The following is a 19218-nucleotide window of genomic DNA, read 5'->3' as shown; positions in this document are numbered from 1 at the left end:
GTAAGGAGGTACAACCATGGAAACGACCAAACAGCCGGCCCTGCCCAGGGATCTGCTCCAATTCATCTACGAAGCGGCGTATATCCAGCGCTGGAATGACCACATCCGGCCCCAGGGATTCACGGAGCTGGACAAACAGGCCCACAAGATGATGATCCTTTATGTGCTGGCCCGGTATGAAGAACAGGATCACGGGGCGAAGCTGGACTGGCAGGTGCTGGTGGAAGGGGGCATCTTCGAATTTCTCCACCGGGTGGTGCTGACGGACATCAAACCACCGGTGTTCCACGAACTCATGCGCAAGAGCGGACCCCGGCTGAACCGGTGGGTGTACCAGGAACTGGCACGGCGGATCCCCAGCCTGCAGGGAAGCGATTTCCTGAAACGGATGCAGCAGTACTTCGACGGGCAGGACCATCCTCTGGAAAAACAGCTGATCCGGGCGGCCCACTATCTGGCCACAGAGTGGGAATTCCGGATCATCGACCGGATGAACCAGGGAATCTTTGGGGTGGAGGAAATCAGGGACCGGATCCACGATGAGATCGAGGAACACTTCAACCTGGCCGGGGTGCAGAAGATCGCCATGAACGGCAAGACCCGGAAATTTGTGGACCTGATCGGCAAGCTGCGGTTCCAGAAGCGCTGGTCCCAGTCCCCCCGGGTGCCGGAGACCTCCGTCATGGGGCACGTGCTGGTGGTGGCCATCATGGGGTATTTCTGCGCCCGGTCCCTGGGAGCCTGCAGGGCCCGGCTGGTGAATGACTTCCTGGGCGGCCTCTGGCATGACCTGCCGGAAGTGCTGACCCGGGATATCATCTCACCCATCAAGCGGTCCATAGAGGGCCTGGATGAACTGATCAAGGAAATCGAACAGCGGCAGATGGAAGATGTACTGCTGCCTCTGCTGCCCCAGGCCTGGCAGGAGGATATCCTGAATTTCACGGTGGACGAATTCCGCAATAAGATCCGGCTGGACGGCAGGGTCCAGGTGCTGGAGGGAGATATCCCGGAAGCCTACAATCAGGATGTGTACAGCCCGGTGGATGGGGAAATGCTGAAGGGATGCGACCATCTGGCGGCGTTCCTGGAGGCCTGGCTCAGCATCCAGTGTGGCATCACCTCTCACCACCTGGCAGGCGTGGTGGAAGAACTTCCCCGGCAGTACGCCCATAAAGTGGTCGGGGGTGTGGATTTCGGAGCGATTTACGAGCAGTTTGAAAAAGGTCGTGAGCTGTGAGTCATGAGTCATGAGCCGGTGGAGGCCAGCTTACGCTGGCAGGGGAAAATTTGCCCGCTGGGCGACCTGGGTCCGGACGTCCCTGACGGGCCGTCCCTACGCATGTAACGTACCCTGCGATAAAATTTCGTAGGGTCTACCCGTAAGGGGAGACCGTTCCCAGGTCTGGAGATTTTTGTCCCTATATTAAAATTTGCCAATAGTAAATTTCATCCATTCGCGTATGACGTATGACGGGGTGTGAAAAATCATTTTTCACACCCCTTTACTCTGATTTTATTAAATAATTTGCAAAAATAAAATTGTATACAAGATACAAAAAACGATTGCGTATTTTCTGAATCGTGCTATAATGGGCTTGTAAGGGTTCAAAGATAAGAGTTTTAGGAAAGTTGAAAATTTTAGGAGGCGTTACAAATGAGTTTGTTTGAAATGGCAAAAATCCCTATGGAAAAAGCTAGCAAGCTGATCAACCTGGATCCCAACGCTGAGGCTGTCATCTCTCAACCTGAACGTACTCTGGAAGTCAGCATCCCTGTGAAGATGGATGATGGCCATGTACAGGTATTCACCGGCTATCGTTCTCAGAACAGCACCATCCTGGGACCTGCCAAAGGCGGCGTACGGTATCATCAGAACGTTTCCATGGACGAAGTGAAGACCCTGGGCTTCTGGATGACCACGAAATGCGCCATTGCCGGCCTGCCTTACGGCGGTGGTAAAGGCGGTATCATCGTGGATCCCCGGAAAGTTTCCAAGACGGAACTGGAAAAGATCACCCGTGGGTACATCGATAAGATCGCACCGGTAATCGGCGAAAAGAAAGATATCCCGGCTCCTGACGTGAACACCAACGCCCAGATCATGGCCTGGATGTGCGATGAATTCTCCAAGATTAACTGCCAGTTTGCTCCTGGCTTCATCACCGGTAAAGCCGTATGCATGGGCGGTTCTCTGGGCCGTACTTCTGCAACGGGCCGTGGCGTGATCACCGCAACCCTGGAACTGTTGAAGAGAGAAGGAATCAAACCGGAAGATGCAACCCTGGCCATCCAAGGTTTCGGTAACGTAGGTTCCTGGACTGCCAAATGCGCAGCAGACAAAGGCCTGAAGATCGTAGCCCTGAGCGATATCAGCGGCGGCATCTATGATGCAAACGGCTTCGATCCGTACAAAGTGGAAGAATACGCCAAGAACAACGGCGGCGTAATCAAAGGCTATCCTGGTGCAAAAGCCATCAGCAACGAAGAAGTCCTGGAACAGGATGTAACGGTACTGATTCCGGCAGCTCTGGAACTGCAGATCACTGCCAAGAACGCCGACAAGATCAAAGCCAAGATGATCGTGGAAGCTGCAAACGGCCCGACCGATGCAGAAGCTGATATCATCCTGGAAAAGAGAGGCATTCCTGTAGTGCCCGATGTGCTGGCCAACGGCGGCGGCGTAACCGTATCCTACTTTGAATGGGTACAGAACCTGTACAGATACTTCTGGACGGAAGAAGAAGTTGTGGACAGACAGGAACAGATGATGGTGAAAGCCTTCGCAAATGTATATGATGCAGCCAAGAAGTACAACACCACCATGCGTGTAGGCGCCTACATCGTAGCCCTGAACGCTCTGGCTGAACCCATGAAACTGAGAGGCATTATCTGATAGAACCCTACAAACGGAATCTGTACCAGGACGGTACAGCAAAAATCCCCGGACAGTGGTTGTCCGGGGATTTTTGGGTTCTATAATAAATGTTGGGGTCTTGTGGACACTCCTGTTCACAAGACCCCTTGTCTTACGATAAAATAAAGACATATCTAAGCTACATTTCACCTCAACCACCACGAAGAACTGAAAGGAGAATAGATATGTCTTTCTTTCATTTTATCGAAAAAAGCTTCCATTGGGAAGAGGGTTCCATAAAAGAATTTGAAAAATTGGGATCCAGCCTCCTCCTTTACGTGGAATTCACTTCTACAGCTTCTCGTTGCCCCTACTGTCATCATAAAATTCTTCATATTAAGGACTATCGGGACCAAAAAGTCCTCTTAGGGCACTGGAACACCCATCCTGTTTCTGCTATTGTTCATAAAAGAAGATTTTTTTGCCCTTGCTGCCATAAGACATTTTATGAAAAAATTCCTGGCGTCGAGCATTACCAGCGGCGTTCTAACGATGTAAAGAACAGCATCATCCAAGCCTGTTCTGAACTGGCGAGCTTTAAAGCTATTGCCAGAAGCCATGGTGTCTCTGTTTCCACCGTAATCCGGTATTTTGATGGACTTACTTTTAAAAGGCCTCTCCATCTGCCTGAAGTTCTTTCTTTAGACGAATTTCGTGGGAACGCTCATGGGCAAAGATACCAGGTCGCTGTGAATGACCCTCAGCGTCATGAAACTCTCGATATTTTGCCAAAGAGGACAGCGCTGGAATTGATTCGTTATTTTAGCCAATTTTCAAGAGCAGAGCGATTGAAAGTAAAATTTGTCGTAATGGACCTTTCGTCACTTTTCCGCAAGGTCATCAGAGCGATGTTTCCTGGTGCAACAATTATTGGTGACCGATTCCACATACAGAGACTGGTCATTTGGGCGCTTGAACGGGTTAGGAAAAATGTACAAAAGTTATTCGACGAAAAAAGAATTTATTTCAAGAGAAACAAACATATCTTGAACAAGAGGGGTGATCGTCTGACAGAAGAAGAACTGGCCAGCCTTCGGGAAATCTTGAAGCAGTCTTCAGAATTACAGAGAGCCTATGCCTTAAAAGAGGCATTCTTTAAGGTGTTTTCTATGAAAGAACGGTCTGCTGTTGCTTCATTCTTATCTCGTTGGTTATCATTAGTCGAAGAAAGTGGGGTTGAAGAATTCAAGAGTGTTATAAAGACGTTCACTGATTGGAAGACAGAGATTTTGGAAGGATTGAGTCAAGCGTATTCGAATGGTTTTACGGAAGGAATGAACAATAAGATTAAGGTGTTAAAGAGAGTAGCATTTGGTTTTCGCAACTTTGAACGATTCCGTTCTCGGATTTTACTGCTTTCGATGGTGAAATTAAAATAAAAACAGACGTGAGCAAAAATCGCTCACGTCCGTGTGTGGTAGATGAATTGGAGCTTACCCCAACATTTGACAAAGAACCGATTTTTGTGTATCTCAAATATCTGCCCTATCCGCTTGTAAACAGGGCGGGGAACCGCCGGATGGCGGGAGCTCTTCAGGGCTCTGCTATAGATTGTTTTCCTGACAAAAATCCTTGATGACATTGAGGAAGGCGTCACCATACTTCTCATCCTTGGCCTGCCCCACACCCAGTACGGTCAGGAACGCTCCGTGGTTCCGGGGCAATACCCTGCACATATCCCGCAGGGTCCGGTCGCCGAAAATCACAAAGGGAGGGACCATGGCCTTTTCTGCCAACTTTTTCCGCAGGGACCGAAGCCGGCTGAACAGTTCCTCTCCCTGCTCCTGGGTGAATCCCTCCGGCAGGGCAGCCCGGGGCAGATCGGACGGTTTCCTTCTGGGTCTGCCAGAATCTGTTTCCGGTTCCTGGGCTTTCCGCAGGAGCACCCGGATGGAGGTATCCTGCAGCTCCCAGATCTTTTTGGAGATCCGCAGCACTGGATATTTGTCCGGGCTGATCAGCAGGTAGCCCTGTTCAATCAGGCAGCGGATCATTTCCTTGATTTCCTTCAGGGTATACTGGTGCAGGGCGCCGAACAGCCGCTGCCGGTAGAGCCCTGTCTCTTCCACCCGGGTGGAATGGCTGCCGGCCAGGGTATTGGCGATCAGGTTCATGCCGTAGGGACGGCCCGCTTCGTGGATGCACTTGACAATGGCCTTGGTCTGTTCCGTGATGTCGATCTCCTGGAAATCTCCGTTGCAGGAGGAACAGTTGTCGCACCGGGCAGGGGCTTCCTCCCCGAAATAGTGGAGCATGGTCATGCGAAGGCAGGCCGTGGTGGTGCAGTACTGCTCCATGGCGCTCAGTTTGCGCCGGTTGTTCTCCTCCACTTCCTCCAGTTCTTCTGTGACCGGCTGGTCCTTGTGCTCCAGCAGGAATTTCTGGATCATCACATCCTGGGCAGCGTAGAGCAGGATGCATTCGGAAGGCTCTCCGTCCCGTCCGGCCCGGCCGGCTTCCTGGTAGTAGTTCTCCAGGCAGGAGGGCATATTGTAATGGAGCACGTAGCGCACATTGGATTTGTCGATGCCCATGCCGAATGCATTGGTGGCGATGATCACCGGAGTCCGGTCGTACAGAAAATCCTCCTGGGCTTTCTGCCGTTCCTCCTGGCTCAGTCCTGCGTGGTACCGGCCTACGGAAAAGTGCTGATCCTGGAGCCAGCTGTACAGTTCGTCCACATTTTTCCGGGTGGAGCAATAGATGATGCCACTGTCTTCCGGATGGCGTTTCAGGTAGGCCAGTACGAATTCATCCTTGCTGCGGGGCCGTTCCACTCCAAAATACAGATTGGCCCGGTCAAAACCGGTGACCAGGCGCTGGGGATCCTGCAGCTGCAGGCTTTCCAGGATGTCCTCCTGGACCTGCTGGGTGGCCGTGGCGGTAAAAGCTCCCACCACCGGCCGCCTGGGCAGGAATTCCAGAAAGTCCAGGATCCGGGTATAGCTGGGACGGAAATCCTGCCCCCACTGGGAGATGCAGTGGGCTTCATCCACTGCCACCAGAGAGATTTCCGCCTCCTGGGCGAAGTTCCGGAACAGTTCCGTCTCCAGCCGTTCCGGAGCCACATAGAGCAGCTTGTAACTCCCTTTCCGGGCGGCATCCAGGGTGGCAAAGAACGCCTGGGGGGACAGGGAACTGTTGATGTAGGCAGCCGGGATGCCTGCCTGTTCCAGCGCCTGCACCTGATCCTGCATCAGGGAGATCAGCGGGGAAATCACCAGGGTGATCCCTGGAAGCAGCAGGGCCGGGATCTGGTAGCAGAGGGATTTGCCGGCGCCGGTGGGCATGACCCCCAGTACATCCCGGCCCTTCAGCAGGGCATCGATGAGAATCTCCTGACCGGGACGGAAACTCTTGTATCCAAAATACTTTTCCAGGGCTGTATATCGGTCCATGGGTGGAATGACCTCCTTCAGGCAGTAAATCAAACTGTTGTTTGTTTCAATCATAACGAAAAAATGGGGAAATTGCAAGGTATAGGGAAATTCATGAATTGTATACAAAATACAAAAAAATAAACAGTTATTTCTGAATCATGCTATAATGTGCTTGTAAGGGTTCAAAGATAAGAGTTTTAGGAAAGTTGAAAATTTTAGGAGGCGTTACAAATGAGTTTGTTTGAAATGGCAAAAATCCCTATGGAAAAAGCTAGCAAGCTGATCAACCTGGATCCCAACGCTGAGGCTGTCATCTCTCAACCTGAACGTACTCTGGAAGTCAGCATCCCTGTGAAGATGGATGATGGTCATGTGCAGGTATTCACCGGCTATCGTTCTCAGAACAGCACCATCCTGGGACCTGCCAAAGGCGGCGTACGGTATCATCAGAACGTTTCCATGGACGAAGTAAAGACCCTGGGCTTCTGGATGACCACGAAATGCGCCATTGCCGGCCTGCCTTACGGCGGTGGTAAAGGCGGCATCATCGTGGATCCCCGGAAAGTTTCCAAGACGGAACTGGAAAAGATCACCCGTGGGTACATCGATAAGATTGCACCGGTAATCGGCGAAAAGAAAGATATCCCGGCACCTGACGTGAACACCAACGCCCAGATCATGGCCTGGATGTGCGATGAATTCTCCAAGATCAACTGCCAGTTCGCTCCTGGTTTCATCACTGGTAAAGCCGTATGCATGGGTGGTTCCCTGGGCCGTACTTCTGCAACGGGCCGTGGCGTGATCACCGCAACCCTGGAACTGCTGAAGAGAGAAGGAATCAAACCGGAAGAAGCAACCCTGGCCATCCAAGGTTTCGGTAACGTAGGTTCTTGGACTGCCAAATGCGCAGCGGACAAAGGCCTGAAGATCGTAGCCCTGAGCGATATCAGCGGCGGCATCTATGATGCAAACGGCTTCGATCCGTACAAAGTGGAAGAATACGCCAAGAACAACGGCGGCGTGATCAAAGGATATCCTGGTGCAAAAGCCATCAGCAACGAAGAAGTCCTGGAACAGGATGTAACGGTACTGATTCCGGCAGCCCTGGAACTGCAGATCACTGCCAAGAACGCCGACAAGATCAAAGCCAAGATGATCGTGGAAGCTGCAAACGGCCCGACCGATGCAGAAGCCGATATCATCCTGGAAAAGAGAGGCATCCCTGTAGTGCCCGATGTGCTGGCCAACGGCGGCGGCGTAACCGTATCCTACTTCGAATGGGTACAGAACCTGTACAGATACTTCTGGACGGAAGAAGAAGTTGTGGACAGACAGGAACAGATGATGGTGAAAGCCTTCGCAAATGTATATGATGCAGCCAAGAAGTACAACACCACCATGCGTGTAGGCGCCTACATCGTAGCCCTGAACGCTCTGGCTGAACCCATGAAACTGAGAGGCATTATCTGATAGAACCCTACAAACGGATTCTGTACCAGGACGGTACAGCAAAAATCCCCGGACAGTGGTTGTCCGGGGATTTTTGTATGCTGTTATATGACGGCTTTCCTCCACACTCCCTGGTGCCAGCGCCAGAAGAATACCAGGCCCCGGCTGCATTCGTCCAGGGCCATGGCAATCCAGATGCCCACCAGGCCCCAGAGCAGATGGATGCCGAAGAACCAGCTTCCCAGCACGGAGACGGACCACATGAAGATGATCCCGATGGTGATGGGGGCCTTTACATCACCAGCTGCATTGAGAGCCATGACCATGCACATATTCACGGCCCGTCCAATTTCCAGGAAAATATCCACAAACAGGATCATTTTGCCCAGGGCATGGACTTCCGGATCCTCTGTGAACAGGGAGAAGATGGCATCACTGTGGAAGTAGACCAGGATGGCCAGGGTACCGGACAGCAGGATGGAAATCAGGATGGTGAACTTTACCCGTTTGTCCACTTCGCTGTTTTCGTCCGCTCCCTTGAAGTATCCTACCAGGATCTGGGTGGCCATGGCCAGGGCCTGGGAATACAGGTAGCTGATCATGGCGATGATATAGGCATAGACTTTGGTGGTGATCACGGCAATCCCGAACAGATTCACAAAGGTCATGATGGTGGTCTGGGAAAGCTGGTAGGAAAAGGTTTCCCCGGCGGAGGGAATCCCCAGATACAGCAGATTCTTCAGGGTTTTCTTCGGGAAGGGGCGCAGGTGGCGGAGAGAAAGCCGCAGGGGTGTTTTCTTCCGCAGCAGGTACATGACCAGCAGCAGCCCCAGGACTTTGGCTGTATTGGTGGAGATGCATACCCCGGCTACCCCCAGGGAGGGAATGGGGCCCAGACCATGGATCAGGATCATGTTGCCGTTTCCCACGGCTGCCACTGCATCCTGGGAATAATGGCTCAGCATGAACTGATCCATATTGGGAACCAGCATCTGCAGACCGATTTCGATGAAGATGGGCAGGGACATGGCAAACACCGACCAGCGGCTTTGGTATTCTTTCGTCACAGCAAGGACCTCCTGTGCAATGTTTCAAGGGATACAAAATCATGACTTTTGTACTATGCTAAAATAGGGAAAGTTCCTTGACAATACGAGAAAAATATTCGGGGAAAGTGGAATTTTATGAAAGCTTCGTTTATAATAGAAATAGATTGAATATTGGGAACCAAGGAGGCAGTTGCCATGGAGAACCAGGAACGGAGAAAAAAAATCCTGGAAATGCTGAAAGAAGCCACCAAACCGGTTACCGGGACGGAAATGGCCCAGGTCTGCCAGGTCAGCCGTCAGATCATTGTGGGAGATATTGCCCTGCTGCGGGCCAGCGGGACGCCGGTGATTTCCACCCCCCGGGGCTACCAGTTGCAGCAGGTCAGTCCCTACGGCGTGCAGGAATCCTTTTTGTGCAAACATGGGCCGGAGAAAGTGGAGGCAGAACTGAATTCCATTGTGGATAACGGGGGAGTTGTCCACAATGTGGTTGTGGAACACGAGGTCTATGGATTCCTGGAAGGAGAACTGAACCTGAAATCCCGCCGGGATGTGCAGCTGTATCTGCAAAAGATGAGAGCCACCCGGGCTCCTCTGCTGTCCAGCATATCGGAGGGTGTCCATACCCATCTGGTGGCGGCTTCCACCCCGGAAGACATGGAAGCGGTACGGAAGGCCCTGGAGACGCTGGGAGTGCTGTACGAAGAAAAAAAGTGAGAAAACCAGGCATGTGGAAACGGGGTGTGAAAAAATGCTTTTTCACACCCCGTCACTAGTCACTAGCCACTAGCCGATGGAAGCCAGCTGACGCTAGCGAAATAAAGGCGCTGTGGATGATTTTTTCACAGCGCCTTTTGATGATGCAGCACTTTTTGTTTTTCCAGGTTCAGACCGTTTGGTTACCAAGAATCCCCTGGGCCTGAGACTTGAGAGGGGAGATGTCACCGGGAAGTCCGGGGTCCTTCTTCAAATCGATCAGGCGGAAATCGCATTTGTTCAGGTCCAGCATACGGGCAGCCAGGCGCTTGCCCCGTTCCAGGTCGGCGGTGAAGCACACTTCGGCCCGGCCGATGCCGGTGGTCAGGGCCAGATGCCGTTTTTGGAGGGATTCCAGGGCGTCCTGGGCCGTCCGTTCCGCCGGATCCAGTACCGTTACAGAGGGACCGAATTCGTCTTCGATCTCTTTCCGCACGAAAGGATAGTGGGTACAGGAGAGCAGCACCGTATCCACATGGTGGGCCTTCAGCTTTTCTGCATATTCATGGATGGCGGCTTTCAGTTCCGGGCTGCCGAATCGTTCTCCTTCGATCAGCGGTACGAATTTGGGACAGCCCTGGCCGAATACCTGGATCTGGGGGCACAGTTTCTGGATTTCCCGTTTGTGGGCTCCGGTAGAAACGGTGAAGTCCGTGGCAAAGAAACCCACCCGGTTGTTCTTCGTGACCAGAGGCACCATGCGGGAACCTTTGGCCATCCCAATCACGTCGAAGGGATAACTGCCCCTGATCGTATCCGTGCCCAGCACCGTAATGGTATTGCAGGCCACCACCAGCTGTTTGATGTTCCGCTTGTTGAGCCAGGCTGTCATATCGGCTACAAAGCGGGTGATTTCTTCCCGGCTGCGGTTGCCGTAGGGGGTACGGGCTGTATCGCCGATGAAGATGAAGTTTTCGTGGGGCATTTTGGCCTGGAGCCATTTAAGGACGGTCAAGCCGCCTACGCCGGAATCGATGACACCAATGGGTTGTGCTGTCTGCATGAGTAAGACCTCCTGTATCAATAAAAATAAGGCCTGAAAAAGACAAACATCCAGGAGAGATGTCTTTATCAGGCCTTATCGATGGGCAGGAACAGGGGGAAATCTGTTCCCAAATCCATAAGGATCTTCAGTTGTATGCTGCCCTTATCGGCAACAAAACCAGTATAGCAGATAAAAACGGATTCTACAAGGAAATTTATGAATTTTTCCTGTTTTCCGTCAAATTTTATTGACCCCTTCGGGTACACTGTGGTACCCTTGCATAAGAGAGAAAAGGAGTCTGATTCTATGGAAAAACACTACCCGTCCGATTCTGTTTTCGTCACCGGGGTGGCCAAAGTATCCCGGGACGATGTGATCAATTCCATGTATGGTGGGACCTTTTCCCTGAGCCTGGTCATCGACCGGAATACAGGGACCATCATCCATTGCAGTGCCAACATGATCATGGCCGATACCATTGCCTTCCTGCAGGATATCCTGATTGGAAAGAACCTGCTGGCCGACATGGAAACAATGGTGCAGGAGCTGCGCCGACGGTTCCTGGCTCTGTCCCAGAAAGCGGTGATTGCCGCCTTGAAGGATGCCCAGAACCATTACCTGAACGTCTATCCAACGGCCGGCAACCAGTGACTGGCAGCTGGTGACGGGGTGTGAAAAGGATTTTCGCACCCCTGTTTTTTTATGTCATTTTTGCATCCAGCAGCATTCCCCCCAGGATGATGGTCAAACCGGTGAGTACCATGGGATTGGGGTACTGGTGCAGGAACAGGGCTACCCAGAGAGGTCCCAGGATCATTTCCCACAGGGCCAGTACCGAAGCTTTCCGGGCCGGGATTTTCTGGACGCCCAGATTATAGAAACTGTAGCCTCCGGCCACCTGGACCACGCCCAAAAGCAGCATCAGGACCCATTCCTGGCCGGTCATGGCGGTCAGTCCCAGCCGGGCGGAAGGGAACAGGCTGAACACCAGGGCTCCGGTGAACAGGTTCCCCAGAGCGGTCAGTCCCAGCACATTTTCTCGGGTGGCCTTCCTGGAGACCAGGCTCATTCCTGCAAAGAAGATCCCCTCTGTGAGAGCGATGGCATTTCCCAGGGAATCCGAATCTCCACTGCCTCCGGAAAGCATGAAGCAGACCACACCGGCCATGATCACCAGTACCGGCAGGAAGGCCCTGGGATTGAAGTAGCCGGTCCGGTACCACAGCAGCAGGAACAGCCAGACGGTGGCCGTGTACTGCATCCCCACCCCGATGGCCGCCGATGTCCGGGAAAGGGAGGCAATCACGCTGAGGCACAGGGCACAGTAACTCAGGCAGTAGGCGATCAGCCACCGGTTCCAGTGGATCCTGCGGGGACGCAGGAAGGGCAGCAGGACCAGCCCGGCAATGACAGAACGCAATCCGCAGATCAAAAAGGGATCCAGGGGAAGGTATTTTACCAGGGGGGAGTTCAGGCTCCAGCAGAGGGCACCCAGGAGAACCAGGATGGAACCGGACTGGGCAGGGAGAGGGAACATGATGGAAGGACTCCTTTCAGAGGAAAAATCGATTCACAGGGCCGGGGAAAAAAGACTTGACGTATAATCACGATTAAAATATAATCATGATTAGAAATTAGCTTTATTATAAAAGTGGCCTGTCAGTTTGTCAACCCGTTGCGGAAAGAAAACACAGGAACGCAGTCAGGAGGTGCCTGGTCAAGGATGAAAAAAACATTGATGGAGGAAATTGGGCAAAAGAGGACGTTATCCCTTCGGCAGAAACGGAATATGGCCTATTTTGTGGAAGCCACAGAAAAAATCCTGCAGAAGGAGGGCCTGGGCGGAGTCACTATCCGCCGGGTGGCTGCGGAGGCAGGGTACAACAGTGCCACCCTCTACAACTATTTTCAGGATCTGGATGATCTGATCCTGTTCGGATCCGTCTGTTATCTGCGGGAATACCTGGTCGATCTGGCCCATGAGCTGCAGCCGGGCATGGATTCTCTGGAACGGTACCGGACCATTTACCGGTGTTTCAACAACCATGCCTTCCAGGCACCGGAGATCTTCTACAACATGTTCTTCGGGAAATACAGCCATCGTCTGGAGGATGTGATCCAGACGTATTACCTGGAACTGTTCCCGGAAGAATTGAAAGAGTTGCCGGAGGATGCCCGCCAGATGGTGCTGCGGGGCAATCTGGCAGAGCGGGATCAGGTGGTCATGCAGCATATGGTGGAAGACGGATTCGTAGAGGGATCCCGGGCGGCTGAAACCCTGGAGATCATTGTGGCCCTCCATGAAAGCTATATCCATAAGGCGTATCTGGCCAATTGCAAAGAAAGCATTGAGACACTGAGGAAAGGGTTCCGGCACATTTTTGAGTATGTGCTGGCACAGGCCCGGCCTGCACAGCCCTGAAGCCAATCAATCAATCGGAAAAGGAGTGTACTGAAATGGCAGAGGAAAAGAAAAGCAAGTTCAAGCTCCACGCACTGAATCCCATGGTGCTCCTGGGAATCATCATGTTCGCCGCTTTCCTGGCATCCTATATCGTCCCTGCGGGGGAATACAGCCGGGTCCTAAATCCTGTTCTCAACAAGGAAGTGGTGGATCCCGCCACTTTCCATTACATTGAGCAGCAGCCCGTTTCCCTTTTCTATCTGTTTGAATCTCTGACCCTGGGGCTCCAGAATGCAGCGGAAATCATTTCCTTTCTGTTCATCATCGGGGGCATGTTCGCCATTATGGATGCCACCGGAGCCATCAATGCCGGGCTGTCCAATGTGGTGGAAAAGATGAAGGGCCGGGAACTGCTGATGATTCCGGTGGTCATGGTGCTTTTCAGCCTGCTGTCCGCGTTTGCCGGCTGCTTTGAAGAATTCCTGGCATTCACCCCCCTGGTGATCGGGGTTTCCGTGGCCATGGGTTTCGATTCCCTCACCGCCATTGCCATTGTATTCTGTGCGGCGCCTGTAGGGTATGCAGGGGCCATGACCAATCCGTTTACCGTAGGGGTAGCCCAGGGTATCTGCGGTCTGCCCATGTTTTCCGGCATGGGGCTCCGGGCAGTGCTGTTTGTGGTCATGAACATCGTGACCATTCCCTATGTAATGTGGTACGCCAATAAAGTTCGTAAGAATCCGGAACTGAGTACGGTCCGGGAAGAAGATCTGCTGTACAACAGCCATCTGAAACTCCAGGAAACTCCGGTGATCACCCTGCGGCACAAACTGGTGCTGATGCTGTTTGTGGGGACCATCGCCGCCGTGGTCCTGGGGGTGCTGAAATTCGACTTTTACATCAACGAAATGGCGGGGCTGTTCCTGGCATGTGGTCTCCTGGCCGGCATCATCGGGGGGCTGTCTTCCGGTGAAATCGCCGATGCGTTCCTGGCCGGCTGCAGCAACATGCTGTTTGCCAACCTGGTCATCGGCATGTGCAACGCAGCCGTGCTGATCATGCAGAATGCGCATATCATGGATACGGTGATCCATTACATGGCCAGCCTGCTCAATGGACTGCCGCCCACCCTCAGCGCCTGCGGCATGTTCATTGTCCAGGATCTGTTCAACGTACTGGTACCTTCCGGCAGCGGCAAGGCAGCCATTACCATGCCTCTGTTCGCACCGCTGGCGGATCTGATCGGGGTGACCCGGCAGACGGCCGTCCTGGCCTTCCAGATGGGGGATGCCTTCACCAACGTATTCGCACCCACCAGCGGGGAAGTGGTGGCCGCCTGTGCCATGGCTCACATTTCCTTTGGGAAATGGTTCCGCTGGCTGGCCCCTCTCTTTGCCATCTGGTGCGTGGTCGCTCTGGCCTTTATGGTCATTGCTGTCCAGATCCACTACGGTCCGTTCTAAGGAGGCAGAACTATGGAAAACCAGAAATTTGAATCGTTGGAACAGCTTTTGCACCATCCGGTATTCCATCATTTTGGGGAATTGTGCCGGATTCCGCACCCTTCTTTCCAGGAGAAGACCATCAGCGCCGCCGTGTACAGCTGGGCCAGGCAGAAGGGCTTCGAGACCTGGCAGGATGACTGGAACAATGTGTTCATCCGCAAACCGGCTTCCCCCGGCTATGAGGAGCGTCCGGCGGTGATGCTCCAGGCCCATCTGGATATGGTTTGTCAGAAGGCCAGGGGAGTGGAACACGATTTTGCCCGGGATCCCATCCATCTGGAGCTGGCTGGAGACCTTCTGTCCACCGGCGGCCGGACCACCCTGGGGGCTGATGACGGCATCGGCGTGGCCCTGGCCATGGCGCTCCTGGAAGATGACAGCCTGCCCCATCCGGAACTGGAAACCCTGTTCACCACCGCAGAGGAAGAAGATATGAGCGGCGCCCAGAACGTGGATGCCAGCGATTTCCACGCCCGCTACCTGGTAAACATCGACAATGCGGCAGAACGCCATTCTGTCACCGGAAGCTGCGGCGGGTTCGGGGTGAAGTTCCATCTGCCGGTCACCTGGGAGGCCGTTCCCGGCCAGGCCCTGTTCTACCATCTGAAGGTGGAGGGGCTCCAGGGTGGCCATTCCGGGGAGGATATCCACCGGGGCCGGGGCAATGCCAACATCTTCCTGATCCGGATGCTGCTGGGGGCCCGGAAGAAGATGCCCCTGCATCTGGCCTCCCTCCACGGAGGGACCTTCCGGCTGGCGATCCCCCGGGATGCGGAGGCGGTGGTTATGGTGCCAGCGGCCCAAAAAGAGGAGTTTCTGGTGGCAGTGGATCAGGTGGTCGAGCACCTGCGGGCCGAATACAAGGCCGTAGCTGCCAATCTGAAGATGACCGTGGAACTGGCGGCAGGGCCGGAAACGGGGCTGGTGGTGTCCCAGGATGTAACGGACAAGTTCATCCAGGTGCTGGTGCTGTCCCCCAACGGGATCTCGGAAATGAATGCGGCCATCCCCACAGTGGTCCAGAGCAGTGACAACCTGGGGGAAATCCGGTTGGAACCGGAGGAGAACCGGCTGGTGGTGGTTTACGAAATCCGCACTTCCTTCCGCTCCAAGGCCGATTACATCTGGGACAAGATCTATCTGCTGGCCCAATTGGTGGGCGGTACCTGCGAAAAATTCGCCGCCTACCCCGGCTGGCCCAACGATCCGGATTCCAAACTGACACCCCAGGTGCAGCAGGTCTACCAGGACCTGTTCGGAGAAACCATGGCGGCCACACCCATCCATTCCGGGTTGGAATGTGGCTGCCTCATGGAAAAGCGTCCCGAACTGGATGCCATTTCACTGGGGCCTGACTGCTGGGATCTCCATTCTCCCCAGGAACGACTGAGCGTCAGCAGCACCCTGCGGATGTATGAGTTTCTGAAGAAACTCCTGGCAGAAATTCAATAAATTTGCATAAAAAAGAAGTGTCGCAAGCGCGGCACTTCTTTTCCTTTGGCTGCAGACTAGTGACTAGAGACTAGTGACTGCTTTTAAGCTTTTTCCACGACCACCTTGGTGTTCCTGACTTCGGCGGGGATGACCACGTCCTTGCCCTTTTCATACCGGAGCAGCACGTTCAGGTTCAGACTGGAACCTTTCAGCATGGCCTTCATCATTTCCAGCTGGTTCCTGTCCAGATTCTTGTCCTGGGTGGCCGCAGCGTCCATGAGCTGGGCCCCTGCAGTCTGCAGCAGCGGGGTCAGATCCCAGGACAGCGCTGTGATCCGGTGGGTCTTCTTATCCACGGCGATGATGTAATTTACGTCCTTCACCTGGCGCAGCAGTTCGGCTACATCCACACCGTTCACCTTCATGGATTTTTTGGCAGTCCTGTCCTGCAGGTCCAGGATCCTGTTCCAGTCACCGGTGACCTTGTAGACTTTTTCCCGGCTGTCTTCCTTGATCATTTCAGCGGAAGAAAGGGTGGCGCGGTACTCCTTCAAGGACTGGGCGAGTTCTTCTTCCGTGGGCATGGAGAAGGGAACGATGGTCTTTCCCCAGCCCTTATCCGTCTTTATGTATTCGGTGAGCTTTTTGCCCTGGGCTTCTGCATAGGCTTCCACCGGGGTGCTCATGGTTTTCTGGCTGCCCAGCACCACCAGTTCGGCGGTACCGTGGGCTTCGGCTCTGGTCACCCGTTCCTGGTTCTTCTTCCTGGGGGTCAGGTCCTCTACGTTCCCGTTCACCAGCAGGTTGCCCACGCCCACCGGGCTGAACAGGGTGCCCTTCAATTCGTATTGTACATAGGCCTGTTTGCTGGTGGCTTCCTGGGCGGCCATCACTTCATCGATGGCCGTCGTCCCGGCATCGGCCATGGCCAGGGGCATGGCCACCAGGCTCAGGGCCAGGGCCATACCGGCCGTGCGGATCTTCGAAAACAGTTTCATGGATACTCCTCCTTGCTTTGCTTCCATAGTCTTATCCTTTAGAATGGCACATCCTGGCCCGATTGTCAAAGAAAATTTCTTTAAACTTTTAAAAGGAAGTGCTTCCCTGGGATAAATATGGTATCATGACAGATGAAATGAGACGCAAAGGAGTGAAATCCATGAGCAATAACAATGAAGTATTGGAAGCCATGCAGCTGCGGCGCAGCATCCGCAGCTATAAAACGGATCCGGTTCCGGAAGCCGACCTGCAGGAAATCATCAAGGCAGGATTGTACGCTGCCAGCGGCCGGGGCAGCCAGGATACCATCATCCTGGCCGTTACCAATCCCGGCATGATCAAGCGTCTGAGCAGGCTGAACTGCGAAATTGGCGGATGGGAACCTTCTTTTGATCCCTTTTACGGGGCTCCGGCAGTCCTGGTGGTGCTGGCCGACAAGAACCGGCCCACGGCGGTATATGATGGATCCCTGGTCATGGGGAATATGATGCTGGCCGCCCATTCCCTGGGCCTGGGAAGCTGCTGGATCCACCGGGCCAAAGAAGAATTTGAACGGCCGGAAGGCAAGGCCCTGCTGAAGTCCCTGGGCATCACCGGTGAATGGGAAGGCATCGGTCACTGCGTGGTGGGCTATGTCAAGGGAGACATTCCCATAGCGCCGCTCCGGCGGGAACACCGGGTTTATTTCCTGAAATAAGCCAATGGAGGCTGTGAAAAAGGGGGCTGTGATTTTTCACAGCCTCCTTTTTGTATGCCGGTTTCAGTAGAAAATCTCCGACAGAGCCGTGCGCTGAAAGGTCTTCTCCAGCATGGCCTTATGGGACAGGAACCGGGGATCGTCGAAGTATTTTGCCCCTTTGGGGCAATACTGGATGCAGGCCTGGCATTTGATGCAGATGCCGGGTACCTGGTCGGTGTCCTCCCGGCTGATGGACCCCATGGGGCATACGGCAGCGCATTTGCCGCAGTGATCGCATTTTGTCAGGTCCGTCTTTGGTTTGGCCTTCAGGAATTTGGCCGGCTGGCCATCCTCTCCTTTGGGGATGTAGTAAGGGCCCACCGGGGCGTTGTCGTTGATGACCACCGTTTCCAGGGGGACTTCCTCCCGCAGTTTCCCTTCCACCTTGTCCAGCAGGGTTTCGAACGCGTTCCTGTCTTCTGCCGTAGGATGTTCCTTTCCGATGGAGGCAAAGGCATGGGCACAGGCGAAAGCGCCGGCGGCGAATACCCGGAAATCCTTCTTTTCCAGTTCGTCCCGCAGTTCCGTCAAGGCGCTGTCGTAAGCCCGGTTACCGAAAGTGACCAGCGCCACCGCCGGGGTCTTCTGCTTTTCCTCACCGGAGAAAAGCTGCTGCACAAAGGGCAGGGCCTTGTTGGGAATCCGTCCGGCGTAGGTGGGGGTGCCGAACACCACCAGGGTATCCGGTCCGTACATATGGTAACTTTGCTGCTCTTCCGGCAGAGTAAAAGACGTGTGATCCACCGTGACCCCCTCTATCTGGAACCGTTTGGCCAGGGCTTCCCCGAACCGGTGTACCAGCTGCTTCGTCTGGCCGGTGGGACTGAATGAAATGGTTGCGATGTGTTTCAACAAAGGTAAGACCTCCCTGCGTTGTTCAGAAATTTCACTTCTTTTTATTGTACTGTATTTCCAGGGGAAAAGCCAGTACTCCACAAAATCAGAACGGTACAATGAAAATTTGCACGTATGCCGGAACTTGCCCTATAATAGAGCCATGAATGTAAATCCATGGAGGGGGGAGTCCCATGAACCATATCATCATCCGGGAAGCCACGGTGGAAGATGCAGCGGCCATTCGGTCCATCTATGCACCCTATGTGGAAACCACGGTGATCACCTTTGAATACACGGTTCCCAGTGTGGAGGAGTTCCGGCGGCGGATCGCACGGACGAAAGAACGGTATCCCTATTTTGTGGCCGTAGATGACGGCAGGGTAGTGGGTTATGCCTACGCCGGTCCCTTTGTGGGGCGGGCGGCCTACGACTGGGCCGCTGAATTGAGCATTTATGTAGATATCCATTTGAAGAAACAGGGGCTGGGGAAAAAATTGTACAGGGCCCTGCTGGACGCCCTGAAGGAGATGGGCGTGCTGGATGCCTATGCCTGCATCGGGCTGCCGGAAAAGGCCGACAAATATCTGGACTGCAACAGCGCGGAATTCCATGCCCATCTGGGGTTTACTCCGGTGGGGCTGTTTAAACAGTGCGGATATAAATTCGGCCGCTGGTACAATATGATCTGGATGGGGCTGAACCTGGGCGAACACAGGAGCCCGCAGCCTCCTGTCATTTCCTATCCCCAGCTGAAGAAACAGTAA

17 protein-coding genes are annotated in these 19218 nt (G+C 53.8%); 11 read left to right on the top strand and 6 right to left on the bottom strand.

Annotation, left to right across the window (positions count from 1 at the left end; translation table 11 throughout):
• Positions 1-16: 16 nt before the first annotated feature.
• The 3 genes from BQ5462_RS02225 (at position 17) to BQ5462_RS02215 (ending at position 4296) form a co-directional block, all read left to right on the top strand.
• A complete protein-coding gene (locus BQ5462_RS02225; RefSeq protein WP_071141823.1) occupies positions 17-1240 on the top strand; it encodes an HD domain-containing protein in 1224 nt (407 codons plus the stop codon).
• A gap of 417 nt (positions 1241-1657) precedes the next feature.
• On the top strand, positions 1658-2896 hold the full coding sequence (locus BQ5462_RS02220) for a Glu/Leu/Phe/Val family dehydrogenase (RefSeq protein WP_071141822.1): 1239 nt from the start codon (positions 1658-1660) through the stop codon (positions 2894-2896).
• Positions 2897-3102: 206 nt separating this feature from the next.
• The gene (locus BQ5462_RS02215) at positions 3103-4296 is read left to right on the top strand and encodes an ISL3 family transposase (RefSeq protein WP_071141821.1); all 1194 of its coding nucleotides are present in this window, start codon (positions 3103-3105) and stop codon (positions 4294-4296) included.
• A 165-nt stretch (positions 4297-4461) separates the two neighbouring features.
• Here BQ5462_RS02215 and recQ read toward each other — a convergent pair whose 3' ends face one another.
• Positions 4462-6315: a DNA helicase RecQ gene (recQ, locus tag BQ5462_RS02210; protein WP_143038005.1), complete on the bottom strand. Its 1854-nt coding sequence runs from the start codon at positions 6313-6315 to the stop codon at positions 4462-4464.
• 213 nt (positions 6316-6528) lie between these two features.
• On the opposite strand from recQ, the gene BQ5462_RS02205 reads away from it, so the two are divergent.
• Positions 6529-7767 carry a Glu/Leu/Phe/Val family dehydrogenase gene (locus BQ5462_RS02205; protein ID WP_071141820.1) on the top strand — a complete coding sequence of 413 codons (1239 nt, stop codon included), beginning with the start codon at positions 6529-6531 and terminating at the stop codon, positions 7765-7767.
• An 83-nt stretch (positions 7768-7850) separates the two neighbouring features.
• Here BQ5462_RS02205 and BQ5462_RS02200 read toward each other — a convergent pair whose 3' ends face one another.
• Positions 7851-8813: an MATE family efflux transporter gene (locus BQ5462_RS02200; RefSeq protein ID WP_205407919.1), complete on the bottom strand. Its 963-nt coding sequence runs from the start codon at positions 8811-8813 to the stop codon at positions 7851-7853.
• 177 nt (positions 8814-8990) lie between these two features.
• Here BQ5462_RS02200 and BQ5462_RS02195 point away from each other — a divergent pair, with 177 nt between their 5' ends.
• A complete protein-coding gene (locus tag BQ5462_RS02195; RefSeq protein ID WP_071141819.1) occupies positions 8991-9512 on the top strand; it encodes a transcription repressor NadR in 522 nt (173 codons plus the stop codon).
• A 169-nt stretch (positions 9513-9681) separates the two neighbouring features.
• Here BQ5462_RS02195 and murI read toward each other — a convergent pair whose 3' ends face one another.
• Positions 9682-10554 (bottom strand): glutamate racemase, encoded by an 873-nt coding sequence (murI, locus tag BQ5462_RS02190; RefSeq protein ID WP_083378040.1) that lies wholly within the window; start codon positions 10552-10554, stop codon positions 9682-9684.
• A gap of 288 nt (positions 10555-10842) precedes the next feature.
• On the opposite strand from murI, the gene BQ5462_RS02185 reads away from it, so the two are divergent.
• Positions 10843-11187, top strand: coding sequence for a DUF3870 domain-containing protein (locus BQ5462_RS02185; RefSeq protein WP_071141818.1), 345 nt, complete (start codon positions 10843-10845; stop codon positions 11185-11187).
• Positions 11188-11236: 49 nt separating this feature from the next.
• On the opposite strand, the gene BQ5462_RS02180 is transcribed toward BQ5462_RS02185, so the two are convergent.
• Entirely contained in the window at positions 11237-12073 is an 837-nt protein-coding gene (locus BQ5462_RS02180) for an EamA family transporter (protein ID WP_071141817.1), read from the bottom strand.
• A gap of 186 nt (positions 12074-12259) precedes the next feature.
• Between BQ5462_RS02180 and BQ5462_RS02175 the strand changes: the two genes are divergently transcribed.
• Genes BQ5462_RS02175 through BQ5462_RS02165 form a run of 3 tightly spaced genes read left to right on the top strand, consistent with a single transcriptional unit; the run spans position 12260 to position 15897 of the window.
• Positions 12260-12958 (top strand): TetR/AcrR family transcriptional regulator, encoded by a 699-nt coding sequence (locus tag BQ5462_RS02175; protein WP_083378039.1) that lies wholly within the window; start codon positions 12260-12262, stop codon positions 12956-12958.
• 35 nt (positions 12959-12993) lie between these two features.
• Positions 12994-14403 carry a YfcC family protein gene (locus tag BQ5462_RS02170; RefSeq protein ID WP_071141816.1) on the top strand — a complete coding sequence of 470 codons (1410 nt, stop codon included), beginning with the start codon at positions 12994-12996 and terminating at the stop codon, positions 14401-14403.
• A 12-nt stretch (positions 14404-14415) separates the two neighbouring features.
• A complete protein-coding gene (locus BQ5462_RS02165; RefSeq protein ID WP_071141815.1) occupies positions 14416-15897 on the top strand; it encodes an aminoacyl-histidine dipeptidase in 1482 nt (493 codons plus the stop codon).
• An 83-nt stretch (positions 15898-15980) separates the two neighbouring features.
• On the opposite strand, the gene BQ5462_RS02160 is transcribed toward BQ5462_RS02165, so the two are convergent.
• Positions 15981-16877, bottom strand: a complete 897-nt coding sequence (locus tag BQ5462_RS02160; protein WP_071141814.1) for a hypothetical protein — start codon at positions 16875-16877, stop codon at positions 15981-15983.
• A gap of 161 nt (positions 16878-17038) precedes the next feature.
• On the opposite strand from BQ5462_RS02160, the gene BQ5462_RS02155 reads away from it, so the two are divergent.
• Entirely contained in the window at positions 17039-17575 is a 537-nt protein-coding gene (locus BQ5462_RS02155; protein WP_071141813.1) for a nitroreductase family protein, read from the top strand.
• A 63-nt stretch (positions 17576-17638) separates the two neighbouring features.
• On the opposite strand, the gene BQ5462_RS02150 is transcribed toward BQ5462_RS02155, so the two are convergent.
• Positions 17639-18472 carry a 4Fe-4S binding protein gene (locus BQ5462_RS02150; protein ID WP_071141812.1) on the bottom strand — a complete coding sequence of 278 codons (834 nt, stop codon included), beginning with the start codon at positions 18470-18472 and terminating at the stop codon, positions 17639-17641.
• A gap of 173 nt (positions 18473-18645) precedes the next feature.
• On the opposite strand from BQ5462_RS02150, the gene BQ5462_RS02145 reads away from it, so the two are divergent.
• Positions 18646-19218, top strand: a complete 573-nt coding sequence (locus BQ5462_RS02145) for a GNAT family N-acetyltransferase (protein ID WP_071141811.1) — start codon at positions 18646-18648, stop codon at positions 19216-19218.

It is taken from the genome of Acidaminococcus timonensis (genome assembly GCF_900106585.1).
Classification (GTDB): Bacteria; Bacillota; Negativicutes; order Acidaminococcales; family Acidaminococcaceae; genus Acidaminococcus; species Acidaminococcus timonensis.
The sequence above is the reverse complement of the archived record's forward strand: the minus strand, read 5'-3'. Positions and strand labels throughout refer to the sequence as shown.